We start from the raw sequence: 19,006 nt of genomic DNA, 5'->3' as shown, positions 1-19,006 counted from the left end.
TTCCTGAAGCATCCCACGAAAGATCCATTGCTGTATTAGGATTTTCACTATTCCTAATAACGGAAACATTTGTAGGATTGGGGATTGCATTGACAGTTAATTTAACAGTATTTTGTGCTTGTAAATTATTTGCGTTTTCGCTCCATTCATCTGATCCAAATTGATATGTTGTCTCTTCATTTTTAATCAATCTATATGCATAATAATATGTTCCTGAAGACTCAAATTGGACTTGTGTACTACATCGTTTATTTGTTCCTTCTCCATCTTCAAACCATGGAAGATCTTGCCATGTCCAATTCGTTCCATCGTTACTTGTACCATATCCCAAACTCGAATTTGTCCAATCTCCTTCACCCCATTCAACAGAAAAATTTATTTTTTCACCTAAAGTAATATTAAATTCTCCGTTCTCCCAATCTTGAATCGTGGAATAACGATGCCCCCAAGGATTTGCTAAAAGACAAATTGGAATAAAAAAAACTATAACCACTCTTTTCATCATCCACCTCCATTCAATGCGTTTTCATTGTCTTAATTATTTTACTTTCATTTTTTGTGTAAAACAATCTTTTTTCAAGGGGTTTATTCCTGTTTCAGGTCCACTGTGAGGGTCTGGGACTGTTCGGCCGTGTCACGAACAACCAGGGTTACGGTGTGGGTGCCGGTATCGGATGACCCGGGTGTCCAGGAAAAGACGGCGGTCCCGTCCCCGTTGTCTGTCAGGGTTGCGCCTTCCGGTTTTTCCAGGGCCTGCCAAAACAGGGAATCCCCGTCTGCATCCGTGGCCGTAAGGTCCAGGCTGAGAGTCTCACCGATTTCGATGGACTGATCTCCGATTACAGTTTGAATCACCGGCGGCTGGTTAATATTGGAAATCACCTGCCAGTTGGCGCCGCTGTTTGTATTCCAGACCAGGGTAAGAAGGTCGGTGTTTAAATCAAGGTCCCCACCTTCACTGTAGCTGAGGGTTGTGGTCAGGGCGTAGTAGTGAGTCGTATCCCCCCGACCGGCGTCATTGGGCAGGATGGCGTAATAATCCGTCCCCCCTGCTGAAACCGCCCGGATAAACCCGTCCATCTCAAAACCGTTCACCCCGTAGCGGATATAGAGCTTTTCTTCGGGACTCAACACCTTATCCGTCGTGATAAACACCGTATCGCTGGCATGGGCCGTTGTATAACTTCCATCCTGCCGGAGTTGTCCAACTTGTGACACGGTGAGGATAGTGGCAGGCGATGCACTGAGTGTCTGCATACCCAACGGAATACTTGTATTCAAATGTAAGGACGGATCATGCACTGAAATATGCAGATAAGATTTCAAGGATGCATAATTATCCCCGTCCAGATGCATATTATCTCCGTTCCAGGGAATATTCCAGCTCTTATCAGTAGTCTCGCTTCCCGGTAGCCAATATCCTGATGCCCAGGTGTTGTCCCAACTATTGTATGCAATTTTAAACTGATTGCCCTGAGCTGGTGTGGAAAGGGTTATCCCATAGTAACTGTCACCGCCCAACCCGGATTTCAACGTCATTTCCGATGTTCCGTCCAAAGCCCAGCTGTTATGATCACCCGGCAGCCAGACTTGTGCATTCAAAATTGTGGTAAACAGGGTCAGGGTCAACAGATATTTATGTTTCATAGTTTTTTGAATCCTTCTGCGATATTGGCCGCAACGGACACCACCACGCTCCGGAACCAGGACGTGAGTCCGTACATTTCCGTTTTTGGGAAACCTTCCGTCACCCGATAGACCTCCAGAACAAAGGCATGGGCATTCTTCCAAACCTCCAAATCCGTGAACTGCTCAATTTTCCCCATACTCATCCCCATTTCTACCACCTACCACATCCCACCTACTATTTCAACAAAATCATCTTCCTCAACCCATTCCACTCCCCGGCCGTCACACGCACTAGATAGATCCCCGTCGCCAGTTTTCCCCCATTCCAGATCCATTCATGCGTTCCCGCTTGTAAATTCCCCTCAAAAAGCTGTGCAACTTCACGTCCCTGAACATCAAAAATGCGAACCACACCATAGCTCTGTTCCGGAATATCCAGTTGAATGGTCACCGACGGATTAAAGGGATTGGGATAAGGTGCATGGAGCCGGAAATCGGTAGGAATGCCGGCATCATCGAGTCCGCTCACGTTATGGATGGTAATGGTCATGCTGAGGGTGTCTGCGGCAGGCCAAAGCATTGCCGGAGCTGTGAACAGGCAGAGGAGCAGGAATATTCTCAGGCGTTTCATCGAACCGTCCCCGGTTTGAGTTGACGGGGCGGGGCCACGCGCATCACACCTTTGGCACCGGCACCATCCGTGACGATAAACAAAATATCCTCATAAACCCCGGCCTGATCGTAATTGGGAGTCCAGGAGAAAGTCGCCGTGTTATCCTCATTATCGGTAAACGTGGCGCCATCCGGCAGATTCTGGGATGACCAGGTGAGGGCTTCGCCGTCTGCATCGCTGGCCCTAAGTGTAAATGTGAGGGTTTCCCCTTCCAGGGCAGATGTATCATTCCGGGCCGCAATGACAGGCACATCGTTGACACTGGCCACGGTGACTTTCATGTGGACCGTATCCGCGCCGAGGAAGGCATCATAGGCCCGGGCGTAGATGTGAATCGTATCGCCGGGACCGGTAAAGAAGTTCGCTGCCGGTGTCAGGGTAAGGATGGAATCCTGAGACAGGGAGGGATGAACGGTTTCCGTTGATCCGCCCCAGACGGAAAAAGAAACGGGATCACCATCGGCATCCGTAGCCCGGAGTGTGAGCTGATGGGGCGTATCCTCGGTCATGGCAAGAGTTGCAGGAGCCGTCAGGACCGGTGCGTCGTTCCCCCGTTCAAACGTCACCTGAATACTTACATAGGAGGATCCGTCCCAAATCCCACCGCCACCTTCGCTGTATCCGCCGTAAACCCAGTTTGTCCCATCCAGGGAATAGCGGGTGGCGATATAATACACACCGGCTTCGGTAATGATATTTTTCAAATTCAGCATATATTCGTCGTTATTGCCGGAATCCGTGTTATAGGCGGCTTCGTGCCAGGTCCACCCGGTGCCGGAAGGATCAGTATCGGCGGTGGAAATCCCCATCTGAGCCGTGATAGCCGTCCCCTCACCGCTGGCATCGGTCACCCCCGGTTCATAAACCTGCCCATAGACGATAAAATCCTCACCCAGGATTCCCGCTCCTCCGCCGGGATACTGGAGATTGGCCCAGTCCGGCAGATTTTCCGTAACAGTAATCGTAAAGGACAGTGTATCCCCGGCGGCATAGGCAAAAGAAACGGACAATACAGCGAAAACAACAATAAACCGGAGCGTATGTTTCATTGTTTTTCCTTTATTTGGTTAGACGTTAAAATAGTTTAACAAAAAAAAATTAGTTGTTCAACTATTAACTACTATTGGAGTTTAGAGTGGTGAATGGAGAGACGTAGAGGCAGAACGTGTTCTGCCTCTGAGTTGGAATTTTGAGTTGAGAGTTATTTCTCCTGCAAAGTGCACTGAGAGGCAGTGGAATGGGATTTTATGAGTCGAAAGTCGGTAGTTGAAAATCACCAGTCAGCAGGGAATTGAGTAACGAGGGACGAGGGATGAGAGACAAGGAGGGTTTAGAAACATGGGACTCGATGACAGGACATTGGAAAATTAAGAGTCTTGAGTCATATAATAGGAATAATCACAAGATAAAAAAAGCCACCTGAATATTCAGGTGGCTTTTATCTGATGTATGCATTATTTACTTATTTCAGCAGAACCACTTTTTGTGTATGGATTTGCCGGTCGAAGGCGGTCCGAATCAAATAGATGCCGGAGGAGAGATCATCTGTTGTGACGGTATAATCATAGGACCCGGCGCCGAATTCACGGTTCACCACAGTCATCATTTTTTGGCCGGTAATGCTGTAGAGTTCGATGGAGACGTTCATGGATTCGGTGAGGGTAAAGGGGATGGTCAGGGTGGCATTGAAGGGATTGGGATAGACCGGATCCAGAGCATAGCCATCGGCTATAACTGCCCCCTCAACCTCAACCTCAACCTCAACCTCAACCTCAACCTCTTTCAGAATTGTTTCATTCCCCGCATAATCCACATCCGCCAGGGTGTACACATAGGTTTTCCCCGGTTCTACGGTTTTATCTACATAACGGTATCGGGTCGTTTCCGTCGTACTCCCCTGTCCTGTCAGCGCATCATCCGTAGCAAAACTTGCGATAACTTCCAACTGTCGACTGTCGATTGTTGACTGTCGACTGATAACAAACCCTTGGTTTTCGACTTCCGCACTCGTCTCCCATTCCAGCACCACGGTTCCTTTCACCGCTTTGGCCGTAAAGGCGGAGAGGGTGACGGGGAGGGATTGATCGGCATCCAGGCTTCCGGGAGTGGCTTCTGTATCGCTGCTGCTTCCCCAATCCTCCAGAGCATTGCCTGTATTCAGGCGATAAACCCGGCTTCCGGCACTCACCGCCCGAGCGGTGTAACTTCCATCTGCCGGATCCAAAGCGTCGCCGGTTCCATCCTCCAGAAGATAGTGTTCATCCCCATTGATGAGGGGAAAGGTATTGCCGGAATTCAGATAAACCACATCACTCCCCAGGGTGACCCCCCAAAAGGATTCAAAAGCCGATTGATTGGCATTACGGCCGATGATGAGAAAACCTTTCCCGTTGATATGGATCTCTGACGGGATGGTATACGATTGGGTGGATTCGATTTGTCGAAAGATATATCCCCCGGCATCCACCACACCGGTTCCGAAATTGTGTATTTCCAGATATTCGTAAATATAGTTCCCGGTCCCCGACGCATCGGCAACTTCACTGATATACAAGGGACCCGCCGCGCCTCCCGTGGTTGATCCGGCAACGGATACGGTTGCAGATTCCCCGGCCGTATTATAGGCACTCACACCGAAGGTATAACTGTTGCCGGAAAGCAAGGATGTGATGTCGGCTGTGGTAATATTTTCCCCTACGGTTTTTCTCAGATTCCCATCCACGTAAACGTAAAAACCATCTTCATTATCGGACTGGTCCGTCCAGGTGAGGGTCACGGAGGAGTCTGTCTCGTTGCTTACGGTCAAATCCGAGGGCGCATTGGGTGTGCTGCCCCAGATGGCATCCGCATATTCGGGATGGTCAATGAAGGGATTCCGGTTCCCCTGGAGGGTGTAGATGACGTCATTACGGTTTCTTTCAAAATCATCCACCGGATCGGACTGATGCCATTGGAGGAGTGTGGATTTTTTCCCCAGGGAGGGTGTGTATTCATCGGTGGGAATAAAATCCACCATCTCAAGGTCGTAATCCCCGGTGTTTTCATATCGTACACTCATATAAAAAATCATCCGGGCTACATCGCCTTTCACGGCATCCCGGGGTTCCCAGGCTGTATCAGAAACTTTACACTCCGTTGCTTCGTCATGCCAGGTATCCCCCCAGCTGAAATCTTTCGTCCCCCGGGACGAATTGACGGTCCTGTCCGCCGGGCGCAGGTGATGAATGTCCGTGTAGGCTGTATCCGATTCATCCGGAAAACCATGGGATTTGGGCCACACGTGTTCACGGTTCCAGGAATCATTGTATATACCCTCTCCCCCGTCATATTGGGAATAATCCACCGATGTCCCCTGGTCCCGGTACTCTTTTTCCTGGGACCTGCCGGTGTATAAAAGAATGACATTGTTGCTGTTCAGAGGATCTTCATCGGTCTGTTCCAGGCATGTCCACACATCATCATAGGTTTTCGGTATGTGTCCGCGGATAATTTTATGGAGGGCAGATTGCAATTCCTGACCACTTTTTCCCGAAGCACTGTTATAATACCCTTCAGGAATTGCAGCACCGAGAACAGAAAAGAGCAGGAAGAACAAGAGGATATGTTTTATGATCACGGATCCCTTTTATAAGAATATTCTAATGTGCTAAGATAATAAAAATCTTATAAAGCTTACAGAAATAATTTTAAGGGAACGGCACTTGGTTTCATTCTTTGTGTGTCAGATCAAACAGCGCCTTGTAAATTTTTATTAAGAATTTGAAGAAAACCACCCGGTTAAAGGTGGTTTTGTTTTTTTGCCTGTATCCTTAAAATATATTTTTATGGATTATTTCATAAACACCATCTTTTTTATTTCCCTGAAATCACCGGCTTTCAGGCTGTAGAGATACATGCCTGTGGATATCGGATGTCCCTGCCGATTCGTACCATCCCATATTACATCATGGCGGCCGGCTTGTTGACGGGGGATAAACCATTGACTGACAATTCTGCCTGAAATATCATATATCGTGAGGGTGACATCGGAAATTTCAGGCAATCCGTATTGAATGGTCGTGACGGGATTAAAGGGATTTGGGAAATTTTGGCTGAGAAAAAAGTCCTGAGGTACACCATTGCTTTCCAATCCGGCAACATCCCCCACATCAAAACCGGATAATTCGCCCCGGTTGCTTATCACTTCATGGCCATCATCATCTTTCGCAATCACCTGCCATTCATAACGGTTTTCCGTCGTCAGGTTCAGTGTAAGGCTTGTGTCCGTGCCGACATCTATTTCATGCCATACCACACTGTCCGGATGCGTCGATTTGAATTTTACCGTGTACGTTGAATAATCCAGAGGATCGGGATCCACAGCATTTTGCCAAATAAGGGTTACCATGGGTTCATTGACTCTCTCGCCATCACCCGGATGAATTGTGTTGAAGGGAACGGGAGGCTCGGGGAACAAATCCGTCCAGAATGTGGCGCTGGTCGAAAGAGAATATCCTGAATGGGTGTCCAGAGCTTTCACATACCATGTATATTCATCATTATCCTTTAATGCTTCAACGACTTTACAACTATTAGAATCACTCGTGATGGTCACTGAAGATGTCTTCGACCTGAGAATCATTTGATATGTAATATAATCCCCCGGATCAGGATCCGTTGAAGGTGTCCATATAAATTTCGGTTTGAGTGTCAGAACGATGACCGAATCGGGAGTAAGCGGATGAGGTACGGAAGGATTTTCATTGCCTGTATTGATTATAAACGACCGATATCCTCCAAAATTATCCCATGTATTCCCTTCCGTATTCCGGGCGGATACTTTCCAGAAATATTGTGTATTATCCGACAGATTTTCATCTAACATATATACAGTATCTGTCCCGGCCTGGAATTTACGTACTCCCGGGTCCGGGCAATCCAGAAAGAGTGTATACCGAATCGTATCCATGGAATCGGTTTTCGGCAAAGAGCGCCATTTGAAAACCGGCGTCTGATTGGAAAGACTTGCCGACGGTTCCGGGGAGAGGAGCATAAAACCCTCAAGGGGCTCCGAAGGGACAATATCATCCAGGGATCGCGGTAACAATTGATATCCGCTGCTATAGGGAGAACTTGAATCGAACTGACTTAAAATCCCTGTAATACTCACTTCGCCTGTGGGAATGGGTGTCCCCACAAGATCCACCTGATCATCTATACGGACATCCAGTGTATATTCCCCGTCTGTTACGGGATAATTTGTCGCCGCGGCAAAATCCCCCTGATTGACAAACGCAACATGATTCACTCTGATCAGCATTCCTTCCAGGGCTTCAAATCCGTCCCATGCCTGATTGAGGATATCCGGGATGCTTACAATTGTTGGGGATGGCAGGGTGACGTTTTCATGGACCGTGATATTGGAAATTCCTGCCTGATAAACAAATTGCGTTAATCCCCTGAAAAATCCCACCGGTGATGTTATTGTAATCACATCCCCGGTATTGAGTTGAGAAACCAGGTTGGTGCCGTAAATAGATATACCGGCATGGTCATCCTGCATAGAAGCCGGACCGGATGATCCGAATGCATCCGAGGAGGTCACGATCCCGGTGACCGTTACGACCTGATTCAAAAAGACGGGAATCCCGGTATTGTCGTTGATCCTTATGTCCGATATGGTATAGTTCTGGTCTATGCTGACCTGAAAATCGCTGACCAGGGGGAAGTGGTCACTGACAGATTCTGTATCATCTGATTGTAATTGATACATATTCAGGGAATCAACCGGCAGTGCGTTTGTATACAGGACAAAGCTGTTTTTCAGATCCAAAACCGATCCGGAGTAAAGCGTCACATCCAGCCGCCCCTTAGCATAACTGCCGGGATAGGTCCCGACACCCTGGGTAAATGCCATGGGTAAACCGGTCACGTAAGGCATGGCATCCTCAAAAACTGAATTATCCCAGTCCGGAGTAAAATCCGGTCCGAAGCGTGCTTCATCATCGATATCACCTGTTAAAAGGGTTGTCCATTGATGAGGGTTCCCAACCAGATTCATATCCCCAAGGATGAGAATAGGTGTATTTTCGGGAAGGGTCAGATTCCCGCCGGGAGCTTTTGCATCCCGGATAAAAGCGGCAATCGCGTCAATTTCATCGGAACGATAGGCATCGTTACTGGAACAGCAAGGGGGATGGCCTACAATAACCAGTGCATTGGCCTGGTAGTCCGGACGTAAATCAAGATAGAACGCCCCGTTTCCATATCCTCCGCAGGCATATTGCCCCAGGATGGTGTACCGGGTGGCGAGAAAATTATCATAGACATGGGCCGCATTCCAGGATTTTCCCTGGGGTGAGGGGAGGATTGCTTCCAGCCGGGCAGATAAATCCTCATCGGAATGGTTATAAATTTCAGAAAAACCGATAATATCAGGATTTATCACTCCATACAGGCGTTCATAGGCTGAGAGGTTTTCCGATTCAAAAAAGCCGTCGAATTCCACATTGTGGCTCAGCGTCCGCAGATAATCTGCATTTTTCTTTTGAAGGGAATATGCGGGGAGAGGTTCCGGAGCTTCTGAAGCAAAGGTATATGTGACGGCCGATGTTTTCGATGCATGTAGTGAAGAGACCGATTCATCCTTCATCAAAAACCGTACGGACGGGGCTGTAAAAACAGGCTGACCAGAAGGACTTTCCGTGTGCCGGCTGATGCTGAATTCATACTCATCGGACCAGACCGTCGGTGCCGTCACCATGAAAAGGTCCGAAAAGGAAATACTTGTATTTGAACTCAGGTGCATCACACCGGACCGCTGATTAAAGGTAAACTCGATGTCAGCGCCGATACCGTCCACAGACAGGCCGGTTGAACTGTTATTGTCCGTATCCACATAGAGTTTGAGGGCATAATCTTCCTGAAGGGAAAAGGTCTCGGCTGTTTTAAAATAGATAAAAAGGAAATTATCATCATTGGAAGCTTTGAGGGTTTGGAATGTCACATTACCGTCGCTATCCGTTGCGGACGAGGTCCACAGATCAGCCTGGCCGGACCAGTCGTCAAAACGTCCGTCTATGAGAATCCTTGGACTTGCAGCCAGAAGCATCTGGCAGGTTCCCAGAATAAGCATTGCAGTAAATCTTTTTTTAACACCATTCGGAATATGCATAAAGTCCCCCTTTTTATTTACCGGACAGAGAATACGTAACAAGAACAAAAATGAACGACAAAAGCTCTGTAAAATTGGTTATGAGCGTCCGGATGAGTGTATTTTCCTTTACATTTCAGTTGAATTCTTTATACATGTAATTTATAAACAACCCGGACTGAAACAAAAACATAGTCATTTTCCTGTGTGGAAAATAGGGGCGAAAAATGATATACCGGTGAACAACAATATTGAGACGAAAAAATTTTCGCCCCTGCGACGGCCGCGGGGTACATCTAAAACCATAGGGTCCATCATTCGCGGGTTTAAAATCGGGGTGACCCAATGGTTCCGGCAAAACACGGATACATACGTGGTGTGGCAACGCAATTATTACGAACACATTATCCGTAACGATAATGAATTGAACAGAATCCGGAAATACATTATAAACAATCCTGTACATTGGAAAAACGATAAACATTTCAGGGTTTAATATTTCTCCGTGTATTTATCCTCATAAACCAACATGATTTTTTTATCATTGTTTGCTTATTCCCTGTAATTAGTGCCATTTTCTTCCTGTAAAAAGCACCATAATGATCCTACCCACAAAACAACACAAGAAAAAATAGCGGACATCGCTACCCCCCCTTCGTCCCATCGTCCCTTCGCGCTCCGCGGGAGGAAAAAATTCTTCATTCTTCATTCAATTCGGCATTCAAAATTTAGAATTTAGAATTAAAAAAAGCCCCGCAGAGATGCAGGGCTTTTTTTTTACGTGGCTCCGGCCGGAATCGAACCAGCGACACAGGGATTTTCAGTCCCCTGCTCTACCGACTGAGCTACAGAGCCACTCGCGTGAAATCATTCTCAAAAAGCGTGGCAATTTAGAGAAGTCTTGCCTTATCAGTCAAGAAGTTTCTAAGTCGAAAGTTATAAAGTCGGCAGTCGGCAGTTGTCAGCCGGCAGTCATCAGTCATCAGTCATCAGTCGACAGGGATGGTCATTGGGCCACTCGTCACGCGTCACGCGTTACGCGTCACTTTTTTAGTCAGCAGTCGGCAGTTGTCAGCCGGCAGTCATCAGTCATCAGTCATCAGTCGACAGGATTGGTCAATTGGGCCACTCGTCACGCGTCACGCGTCACTTTTTTAGTCAGCAGTCGGCAGTAGTCAGTGAACGCAGAAACGCAGAGGGAGATTGGTTTGATTCATACACCAGGAGCGAAGCGACGCAAACTTCCAGCCTCCAACTTCTAACTTCTTAAAAATCAACGATTTAAAACCGAGATTATAAGAGAAACAGGATATATGATTTCGCTTAGATGACTCCCCCCACCCCGAGGGGTAAAATACACCGAAATCGAGGGCAATGCAAGATAATATTATAAATTATATATCCTAATGTATGAATATTATTTATTCAATATTCCTTAGGCTGAAGTCCAGGGCTATGATCAATTCTACCTGCCAACCGGGCTAAAGTCCGGCAGTGCTCTTTCACCCTCGCACATTGTTACTCGTCACTCGTCACAAAATATGTAATCGAAGAACATGTTTCCGGCTGAAACAGGGATTTTAGCCAGGAGATTTTCCCTACAATCAATCCCCGAATGGGTGAATTGCGCTTATGGATTTTTTCACTGAGGAGGGAGATATAAAAACTGTCCAAATGCATACGGCGCCGGGATATAATCCTGAGTCCGTGGGATGACATGACCTGCTCCATGGCTTCAGGCGTAAAATGATACAGGTGTCTCGGCGGATCCCAGGCAGCCCAGTACTTACCGTAAAACCCGGCATCGTAACTGAGGTAATTCGGCACGGCCACAACCAGAATCCCGGACGGTTTCAAAAGGCACTTCAGGCAATCCAAGGTTCCATGCAAATCATGAATATGTTCCAGTACATGCCACAGTGTAATAACATCGAAGGATTTTTCCGGCAGCCTTAATAAATCCTCCCGGGGTAAAATCGTAAGGCCGAAATGTTCTTTTGCCCGTTTCCGTGCTCTTTCATCAGGTTCCACGCCGGTCACATCCCACCCGGCCTGTTGCATGGTATGTAGAAAGTGTCCCGTTGCCGCCCCAAAATCCAGCAACTTCCCTTTTTTTAAACCGCTTGCTTTTTCAATTCGGCGACGTTTGGAACGGAGGGTTTCTTTCCGGGCCAGGCGGTACAACCGGTTGATGAGACCTTTTTTGGTATCGGTGTGGGAAATATAGGCTTCGGACTGATAATAGGCTGGGAGTTCATCCTCCCGGGGAAAAGGCTGGATAAAACGGCCGGTACAACGTGGACACTCCATGAGTGTGAACCAGTTCTGAGTCACCAGCCAGTCCTGAACCCGCATAACATCAAAACTTTCAGGATTGCCGCAGAGGGGACATTCGATCCGGGTGAGGGGTTGGGTGGGTGTGTGGGTCATTTCACAATCACTCTGGCCACTTTGCCATCCATGGTTGTCACCACCAGATCATCATCGCTCCGGGGGAAGACGGGATTCACCAAAGCCGTACTGAGCCGGTGTTTCCAGAGAATTTTGCCCGTCAGGGGATCCATGGCGTGGATTTCTCCCCGCTGGGTAGGATAAAAAAGCACGCCGTCTTTTTCAACCGGCGGCGCCATGCCGATATCATACCCGAAACCGCCGAAAGTTTTCCACAGGGTGACCGGTTCCTTGGCCGTGGCATCCATACACGCCACCGAATCCTGCATGGTCCGGGCATAGACCCGGGTTTTATCTTCCGAGATTCCGATGCTTTCCCGTACCATGTGTTCAGCAGTCCGCCAGATCACCTCTCCGGTTTTTTCATCCAGGGCCGTCATCACCCGGTCCGGTGCTACAATAAAGACCACTCCGTTGGATACAACCGGCTGGCATACGGCCGGTGAATAGAGAACACCGGCCATGGGTCCGGCCCATTTCCAATCCAGCTTGCCAGTAAAACGATCCAGCGCGTACAAATAACGGTCCCAAGCGCCGACTATCACGTGTTCCCGGGTGACGGCCGGTGTGGCTTCAATATATTGTTTCACCCCATCGTAGATCCAGTTTACAGTCCCGTCGGATATACTGATACAACGGATTTTCCCGTCACTGCCACCGATATAGGCATTCCCGTCCCTGACGGCGGCAGACGAGACAAAGGGCATATCCCCTTTCACTTTCCACAATTCTTTGCCTTTCCTCAGGTGGATGCCGTACACGCAGGAGTCGGCTGATGCCACAATCACCACACTGCCTTCGATAACGGGTGTCCCCAAAACGGGCCCGCCCGTATGGAAACGCCACAACTCTTTCCCGTTCCGCCGTTTCAGAGCCACCACATCTCCATTATTGAGTCCGACAATCACTTGGGAATAGGTAACCGCCGGTCCGCCGGCAATCAGGGAGTGCAATTCCTTCGTCCACAGCGCTTCCACCTCCGGATATTTTTCATTCACGGAATAATCCGCCGGTTCTATCGGTTCATAATCGGTTTCCCGTTCATCCCGGAGTGCCATGGCATGCCAGGGTGCTTTCAGTTCACCACCGGTGATTTTTTCCTGCACAATGAGAGAATCATCCGTCAGGGTGACGATGTTGTATCCTCCCTCATCATTGCGGGCCAGGGTGGACCGGCCCAGGATTCCCGGAATGCCGCCATAATTTGCCACGGCATTACGATGGTGATGTCCGTGCATGATGGCCTGCACATTTTTCGTCCGGAGAATCGCGAGGATATCCCGATAGTTGCGGACCGATGAATCGATGGGATAGTGGGTAATAACAATTATTTTTTCGTTCTCGCCGGCATTCTTCATTTGTTCCCGGAGCCAACGAACATCCTTCGGGGCCACAAAGCCATCCCCCATGCGGAGGAGGGGACCCTGATGAAAACCGATGAAGCGGAAATCGCCGAATGTTTCGTTAAAACGGTCATATCCGAACACGTGGAGATACTCTTCCCCGCCGCTGTAGGTCCATTTATATTCATGGTTTCCGGGAATAGCCAGGTAGCGAAGAGACAAACTGTCCAGAATCTTTTTTGCACGTGCAATGTGACCGGGCAAATCATAATCGGTCAGATCACCTGACACAATGACAAAATCCAGATCATCCCGGCTGTTAATATCACGGACTGCCCGGGCCAGATCCCGCTGGGCGGATGCACTGCTGGTATGAAGATCAGATATCCAGGCAAAGCGGAGTGTATCTCCGGCAAAGATGCATGTAGATAGCAGAAGGAGTAATAGAAGAATGCGTTTCATAACTTTTCTCCAATTTTTTATGAAGTTTCCCTTTCCTTTAAAGCAAAAATTCTCCCTATTTAATCAATATCATCCGCCGGACCGACTTAAAATCCCCGGCTTGCATGGCAATCAAATAGAGCCCGGAAGCATATCGTGAACCATCGAATGTAACCTCATGGACTCCGGGGTAGCGGATTCCGTTCACCAGTTTGGTGACAAGGGCACCCCGGACATCGTACACGGCCAGGCGGACATGCTGCTGTTCGGGAACATCAAAACGGATGGTAGTCAGGGGATTAAAGGGGTTCGGATAATTTCCGTGGAGAGCAAATTCCCGGGGAATACCGGGAACTTTCACGGAAGTGACCGGCTTGACTGTGAGAACGAAGGCCGTAGTATCGGTCAGTTCACCCACGCCCATATCCCGGACTATAATCCGGATGTTAGCCTGTCCGGCAAAGGTCTCGGCAGTTCGTATGTAGATCCGGTCTCCGGAGTTGTGCCCCATAATCCGGAACCACACATCAGCTGTATCGGACTCACAGATAAAACGGTGAGTATCACCCGGGTTCGGATCCTCATAAAAGATAAAAAGACGCAGGCTTTTGCCCTGTTCCACCGAAGTATCGGGAACGCTCTCGATCACCGGCGGCTGATTCGGCGGTGCCTGTCCGGGTGTTTTTTTCACCAGGCGGAAATCATCCAGCCAGATTATGCCCGATTCGGCACTGTTTTCCGTTCGAGTCATCTGAAAACTTTCCAGTGTATAGGAGGAGCCATCCATGAGCCCGTTTCCGATCCATTCCCCAATTTGAGAAGGGTCGCCCAAATCCCATTCCAGAAGTTTCCAGCCGATCCAGTCAATGGTATCCCATTTTGAGACTTCCGCAATGTCCGATCCGCCGTTTTCGTAAAGTGAAAAACGGAAAAGGTTCAAGCTGCTGTCACCATAGACAAAAGCCTGAAGAGTCCAGCTGGTATCGATGGGGACTTGAGTAGGCGGACTGTAGGCAATATGGTCCCGGAGGAGCCAGCCTTCGGTGGATTCCATATCCCACTGGTATGTCAGGCGCCCGGATCGTCGGTCATTCTCTTCATAGGCCGAACCGGGAAGATAATTATCCTCCGATGAGTTGTTAAAGGAAGATCCGGCAGGCAATACCCCATGGGTTGTGCCGGAAAAGGTAGGATCCTTCCAATCCCCCTCTCCCATAAAATCATCCAGTATTTTATGTTCGTGATAGTAATAATCTTTTGTGTTGCAGGTGAGGGTGACAGGCTCATCGATTGCATTGCCCAGTGTATCGGCAACACCGGAATTGAGGGTCACGGTGACGGGAGCGTTGGAGACAAGCCTGGAATAGGCGCGGACACTGACGACGGTTCCCCCTTTCCATGGGGTCAGGACGGCATCTTTTGAAATGTTGATTCCGTCTGTCGTGACTGTAATCCGTTCCGGACTTACCGTGGCAGGATCCAGTTCTTCATTGAAAAAGAAGGCCACCGGTTCCGTTAAATCAATGAGGGGAATATAACCGGACGGGTGTGTACTGATGAGGACAGGCGGTGTATCATCCCGGAGGTCGGTCCGGAAGCTGATTTGCCAGGCATCCCCGCCGGTCCGGTCTCCGTTGCCGTCCAGGAGGATACCGGCCGCATCGGTGATATCTCCGGGGAGTGTGAGAGTATATTCCGCATCATTCTCCAGATTGGAGGTAAAAGAAAGAGTCACTTTCCTGCCTCCGGAGATCCAGTTCGGGCGATCCCATCTGAAATTCATAGCCGGAGGTTCCGGTTGAATTGAAATTTTTTCCTCAAAAACCACCGGTGCCATCCGTTTTGAAAACTCAAATTCAATTATTGTGTTGATGGATACCGTATCTCCGTCAGTCACTGAACAATATTCTACAACGGGGGGATAGGATATGATGGAATCGGTATAGACGATTTCCGAAGGCGGGGACGGATTCCAAAAGCGGTTATAGGCAATGCCGTAATAACCGTATCTGCCGGAAAACAGCTGGGTTCCGTCAAAAAATTCCTGAATGGTGAAAGGCGCCGGGGCAAAGGTCATTCCCACAATTTCATCCACATCGGGATTGGGGATGTCGGATTCTGTCCGATAAATCACGAGCCAGTAGGGGTCGGTAATACTTTCGGGCAAATCAAATGACACGGAATAGTTCATTTCACCCTGTTTGGTCAGGAGTATCAGAGGCAAATATTCCGGAGCATCTGCCGAGATAAAGCTGAGGGGTTTCATGCGGGTCCGGCGGCTGAAAAAAGTTTCGCCTGCCTCTTCCCAGTAGAGCATATCCTGCCAGCTCCCGTAGCTGAAAAACTGAAAGCCGTCCACCCAATCCAGCTGCCGACATGCATTCACCACGCCGGGGTGATTATTCCAGGCCGTTCCAAAATTATAACTTCCCGGTCCTACAGAATAAAATCGCCCTGCGGCAATTCCCGGCTGGATTTCCGGTTCCCAGTCCGTAGTCAGAGCCGTGACAAAACCGTCGCCGGTTGTCCAGTGGTAGTGCATGGGGGTCAGTTGATCCACCCAGCCTTCATTGAACCATTTCGCCGCATCCTGATAGACGGAATAGTAGCCGGACCACTTTTTATAGCGTCCCAGAGCAGCCACGCTCACTCTCACCCAGGGTTTGACGGCCTGCACCGAATCGTGGAACATTTCCATAAAAAGGTCCAGGCTGTGACGCCAGTAGCTTTCCCAGGAACTATAAGGCACCCCGGGGAGACTGTCCGGCACACCACCGCTGTAAGGGTGTTCAATATCGTAAAGGTAGCGCGATCCTTTGGCCATCCCCTCTATGATTTCCGGCGAAAAATTGCCGTCAAAAGGTTCCTCACTCCCCAGGCTCACCGTTTTGCTGCTGTATTCATTCCAGCGGATGTAATCAAAATGGAGACCGTCGATATCGTAACGATTAACAATATCCATGGCAACATCCCGGGTATATTCCCGCACGGCTTCGAGTCCGGGGGAAAGACAGTAATTATCGGGCATGGGATTGCCATCTGCATCCCGACAAACCCATTCGGGGTGTTCGGCAGCCGGAGTTCCGGGACGTGAGCTGGAGGTATGAAAGGCGTTAAACCAGGCATGAATTTCAATGCCCCGCTTATGGGCTTCCTGAATGGCATATTCCAATGGATCATAACCGGGATCTTTATAGCCCAGGTAATAACCCCAGGGTTCGAAAGGTGAATTGTAATAGGATGTCCCTGCCTGGCGGACCTGCCAGAGCACCGCATTCATATTGGCTTTTTTATGATTATCGAGAATCTGGCGGGTTCTGGCTTTCAATTGCTCTGTGCTCAGGTTTCCGCTGTAGGCATTCCAGGTAATAACCCACGTCGCCCGGAATTCCTCATTCACCGGTTCCTGTGAAAAAAGAAGGGCTAAAGGCAATAACAATATATAAAATCGTGAAAACCGACGCATGGTTGCGCTCTCCTGTCATTTCGTACAGTTTAGTTTCTAAATAACGTTTAAAAATAACACAAAAAAGTTTAATAAACACGAGTGATTCAGGTGGAGAGGTAAAAAAGGATGTTTTTTAAACCGGGAAAAGATTACTCATTCAAAATGGTCCGGCTCCTGAAACCTTCGCCCTGGAGAATAGCCACATTGGAAATAATCATAAAGGCATTGGGGTCAATCTGGCGGACAATCCGACGGATTTCTTCCACCTGGCGGGTTGCCACCACGGTGTAGAGGGTTTTCCGTTCCTTATCAGTATACATCCCGTGGGAATCGAGTCCCGTCACCCCCCGGTGGACTTCCTGCATGATATGCCGGGCAATATCGTCCCAGGCGTCACTGATGATCATGATGGCCTTTTCAGACATGAGTCCTTCCACCATGATATCCACCACTTTTGAACTGAGAGCCAGAGAGATGAGGCAGAAAAGGACCAGTTCCACATCCTGAAAAACGAATCCCGTAAGGATGATAATGCCCGTATCCACAATCATAAAAGACCAGCCCAGGCTGATATGGAAGAATTTATTGATAATCCGGGCCACAATATCGCTGCCGCCTGTGGTTCCCCGGCCGCGGAAGATAATACCCAGTCCAGCTCCCAGGATAACGCCGCCATAGACAGTTGCCAGCAGTTTGTTGTCCGTCAGAGCACCCCAGCCCAATCCTTTATCGATCAAATCGGAAAAAGTGGAAGATGCCACAATGCCTGTTACGGTTTTAAGGCCGAACTTTTTTCCAAAGAAATAAAGTCCCATGAGGAAGAGGGGAATATTGATCACCAACATGGTAAGGCCGGCAGGAATGTGGTAGGTATGATAGAGGATGGTGGCAATGCCCGACACGCCGCCGGCATTGACTTTATTGGGAATCAGAAAGAGCATAAAGGCCACGGCCATAAGCAAAGCCCCCACCAGGATCATGATATAATCCTGAATGGTCTTGCGTAAAATCAGTTCTTTCTCTGTCATGATATCTCCTCCCTCTGCCTGCATTTCAAAGACGCATAATTTATTGAATATTTACGGCGAGTCAAACAGAAGCCGGGTGAAAAATCCGGTTTATTGAAGGGATTTAAAAGGAGGGGATTCCGGAAGGGTCAGGATGTAAGATAAAGGACCGAAAAAAAGTGGAAGAGGGTCCCGGCCAAAACGAAAAGATGCCATATCGGATGGGTCCAGGCAACACGTTTCATGCGGTAGAAAATAAATCCCACGGTGTAGAAAACACCGCCGACAATCAGGTAAACCAGGCTTTTATGGGAGAGCAGGCGGAAGAGATCGGGACCGGCGATAAGGATAAGCCATCCCATGGCCAGGTAGATCCAGGTCGATGCGGTATGATATTTATCCAGGTAGATAGTTTTCAGCACCACGCCTACGACAGTAATTCCCCAGACCAGACCAAATATTACCCATCCCCGGGTACCCCTGAGTACCGTCAGGGTATAGGGTGTATAGGTCCCGGCAATCAGGACGAAAATCGCGGAATGATCCAGGCGGGCAAACACGTTCCGGGCACCAGCCCAGGGCAGACTGTGGTAAAGGGTGGACATGAGATAGAGCAAGATCATACTGGCACCAAATATGGTATAGCTGATCACATGCCAGGTTGTGCCTTCCCGAACTGCTTTTTCAATCAAAATCACCAGTGCCGCAATGCTCAGCAGCACGCCGATGCCGTGGGTGATAGCATTGGCAATCTCTTCGGAGGTGGAATAATCCATGAGGAATTTCCGGGTGGATTTTTTCATTGGAATCCTTCTTTTTAATGTAATTAATTTAACTATTTGCAGGAAGAATTAAAAGAGTTCAGAATGCTGAGTCGGCAGT

Annotated in this window: 12 protein-coding genes and 1 tRNA gene; all 13 read right to left on the bottom strand. The window is 48.7% G+C overall.

What is annotated here, in order from left to right; genetic code table 11:
* Nucleotides 1–502, bottom strand: a 502-nt coding sequence (locus J7K63_01100; GenBank protein MCD6233623.1) for a hypothetical protein, incomplete at its 3' end; no start/stop codon positions are given.
* Nucleotides 503–585: 83 nt separating this feature from the next.
* Entirely contained in the window at nt 586–1,647 is a 1,062-nt protein-coding gene (locus J7K63_01095) for a hypothetical protein (GenBank protein ID MCD6233622.1), read from the bottom strand.
* Nucleotides 1,644–1,832 (bottom strand): four helix bundle protein, encoded by a 189-nt coding sequence (locus tag J7K63_01090; protein ID MCD6233621.1) that lies wholly within the window; start codon nt 1,830–1,832, stop codon nt 1,644–1,646. The genes J7K63_01095 and J7K63_01090 overlap by 4 nt, the downstream gene beginning before the upstream one ends.
* Before the next feature lie 32 nt (nt 1,833–1,864).
* Nucleotides 1,865–2,260, bottom strand: a complete 396-nt coding sequence (locus tag J7K63_01085) for a T9SS type A sorting domain-containing protein (GenBank protein MCD6233620.1) — start codon at nt 2,258–2,260, stop codon at nt 1,865–1,867.
* The gene (locus tag J7K63_01080) at nt 2,257–3,351 is read right to left on the bottom strand and encodes a hypothetical protein (protein MCD6233619.1); all 1,095 of its coding nucleotides are present in this window, start codon (nt 3,349–3,351) and stop codon (nt 2,257–2,259) included. Before J7K63_01080 ends, J7K63_01085 begins: the two co-directional genes overlap by 4 nt.
* Before the next feature lie 413 nt (nt 3,352–3,764).
* The gene (locus J7K63_01075; GenBank protein ID MCD6233618.1) at nt 3,765–5,918 is read right to left on the bottom strand and encodes an endonuclease; all 2,154 of its coding nucleotides are present in this window, start codon (nt 5,916–5,918) and stop codon (nt 3,765–3,767) included.
* A 213-nt stretch (nt 5,919–6,131) separates the two neighbouring features.
* Nucleotides 6,132–9,455: a T9SS type A sorting domain-containing protein gene (locus J7K63_01070; protein MCD6233617.1), complete on the bottom strand. Its 3,324-nt coding sequence runs from the start codon at nt 9,453–9,455 to the stop codon at nt 6,132–6,134.
* 761 nt (nt 9,456–10,216) lie between these two features.
* A tRNA-Phe gene (locus J7K63_01065) sits at nt 10,217–10,289 on the bottom strand.
* Between the two features lie 663 nt (nt 10,290–10,952).
* Nucleotides 10,953–11,864, bottom strand: a complete 912-nt coding sequence (locus tag J7K63_01060; GenBank protein MCD6233616.1) for a class I SAM-dependent methyltransferase — start codon at nt 11,862–11,864, stop codon at nt 10,953–10,955.
* Nucleotides 11,861–13,690 (bottom strand): PQQ-binding-like beta-propeller repeat protein, encoded by a 1,830-nt coding sequence (locus tag J7K63_01055; protein MCD6233615.1) that lies wholly within the window; start codon nt 13,688–13,690, stop codon nt 11,861–11,863. The genes J7K63_01060 and J7K63_01055 overlap by 4 nt, the downstream gene beginning before the upstream one ends.
* Nucleotides 13,691–13,745: 55 nt before the next feature.
* Nucleotides 13,746–17,135 carry a family 10 glycosylhydrolase gene (locus tag J7K63_01050; protein MCD6233614.1) on the bottom strand — a complete coding sequence of 1,130 codons (3,390 nt, stop codon included), beginning with the start codon at nt 17,133–17,135 and terminating at the stop codon, nt 13,746–13,748.
* Between the two features lie 131 nt (nt 17,136–17,266).
* On the bottom strand, nt 17,267–18,145 hold the full coding sequence (locus J7K63_01045) for a YitT family protein (protein ID MCD6233613.1): 879 nt from the start codon (nt 18,143–18,145) through the stop codon (nt 17,267–17,269).
* Nucleotides 18,146–18,273: 128 nt separating this feature from the next.
* Nucleotides 18,274–18,927, bottom strand: a complete 654-nt coding sequence (locus J7K63_01040) for a hemolysin III family protein (GenBank protein MCD6233612.1) — start codon at nt 18,925–18,927, stop codon at nt 18,274–18,276.
* Between the last annotated feature and the right edge of the window lie 79 nt (nt 18,928–19,006).

The organism is Candidatus Neomarinimicrobiota bacterium (assembly GCA_021157965.1).
Classification (GTDB): Bacteria; Fidelibacterota; Fidelibacteria; order Fidelibacterales; family Fidelibacteraceae; genus Fidelibacter.
Note: the sequence above shows the minus strand (reverse complement) of the source record. Positions and strands in the feature narration are given on the sequence as shown.

Excerpts from the sequence above, each read along its gene's own strand:
- J7K63_01095 (MCD6233622.1), bottom strand. The coding sequence starts at position 1,647 with ATGAAACATAAATATCTGTTGACCCTGACCCTGTTTACCACAATTTTG.
- J7K63_01090 (MCD6233621.1), bottom strand. The coding sequence starts at position 1,832 with ATGAGTATGGGGAAAATTGAGCAGTTCACGGATTTGGAGGTTTGGAAG.
- J7K63_01085 (MCD6233620.1), bottom strand. The coding sequence starts at position 2,260 with ATGAAACGCCTGAGAATATTCCTGCTCCTCTGCCTGTTCACAGCTCCG.
- J7K63_01080 (MCD6233619.1), bottom strand. The coding sequence starts at position 3,351 with ATGAAACATACGCTCCGGTTTATTGTTGTTTTCGCTGTATTGTCCGTT.
- J7K63_01070 (MCD6233617.1), bottom strand. The coding sequence starts at position 9,455 with ATGCATATTCCGAATGGTGTTAAAAAAAGATTTACTGCAATGCTTATT.
- J7K63_01060 (MCD6233616.1), bottom strand. The coding sequence starts at position 11,864 with ATGACCCACACACCCACCCAACCCCTCACCCGGATCGAATGTCCCCTC.
- J7K63_01055 (MCD6233615.1), bottom strand. The coding sequence starts at position 13,690 with ATGAAACGCATTCTTCTATTACTCCTTCTGCTATCTACATGCATCTTT.
- J7K63_01050 (MCD6233614.1), bottom strand. The coding sequence starts at position 17,135 with ATGCGTCGGTTTTCACGATTTTATATATTGTTATTGCCTTTAGCCCTT.
- J7K63_01045 (MCD6233613.1), bottom strand. The coding sequence starts at position 18,145 with ATGACAGAGAAAGAACTGATTTTACGCAAGACCATTCAGGATTATATC.
- J7K63_01040 (MCD6233612.1), bottom strand. The coding sequence starts at position 18,927 with ATGAAAAAATCCACCCGGAAATTCCTCATGGATTATTCCACCTCCGAA.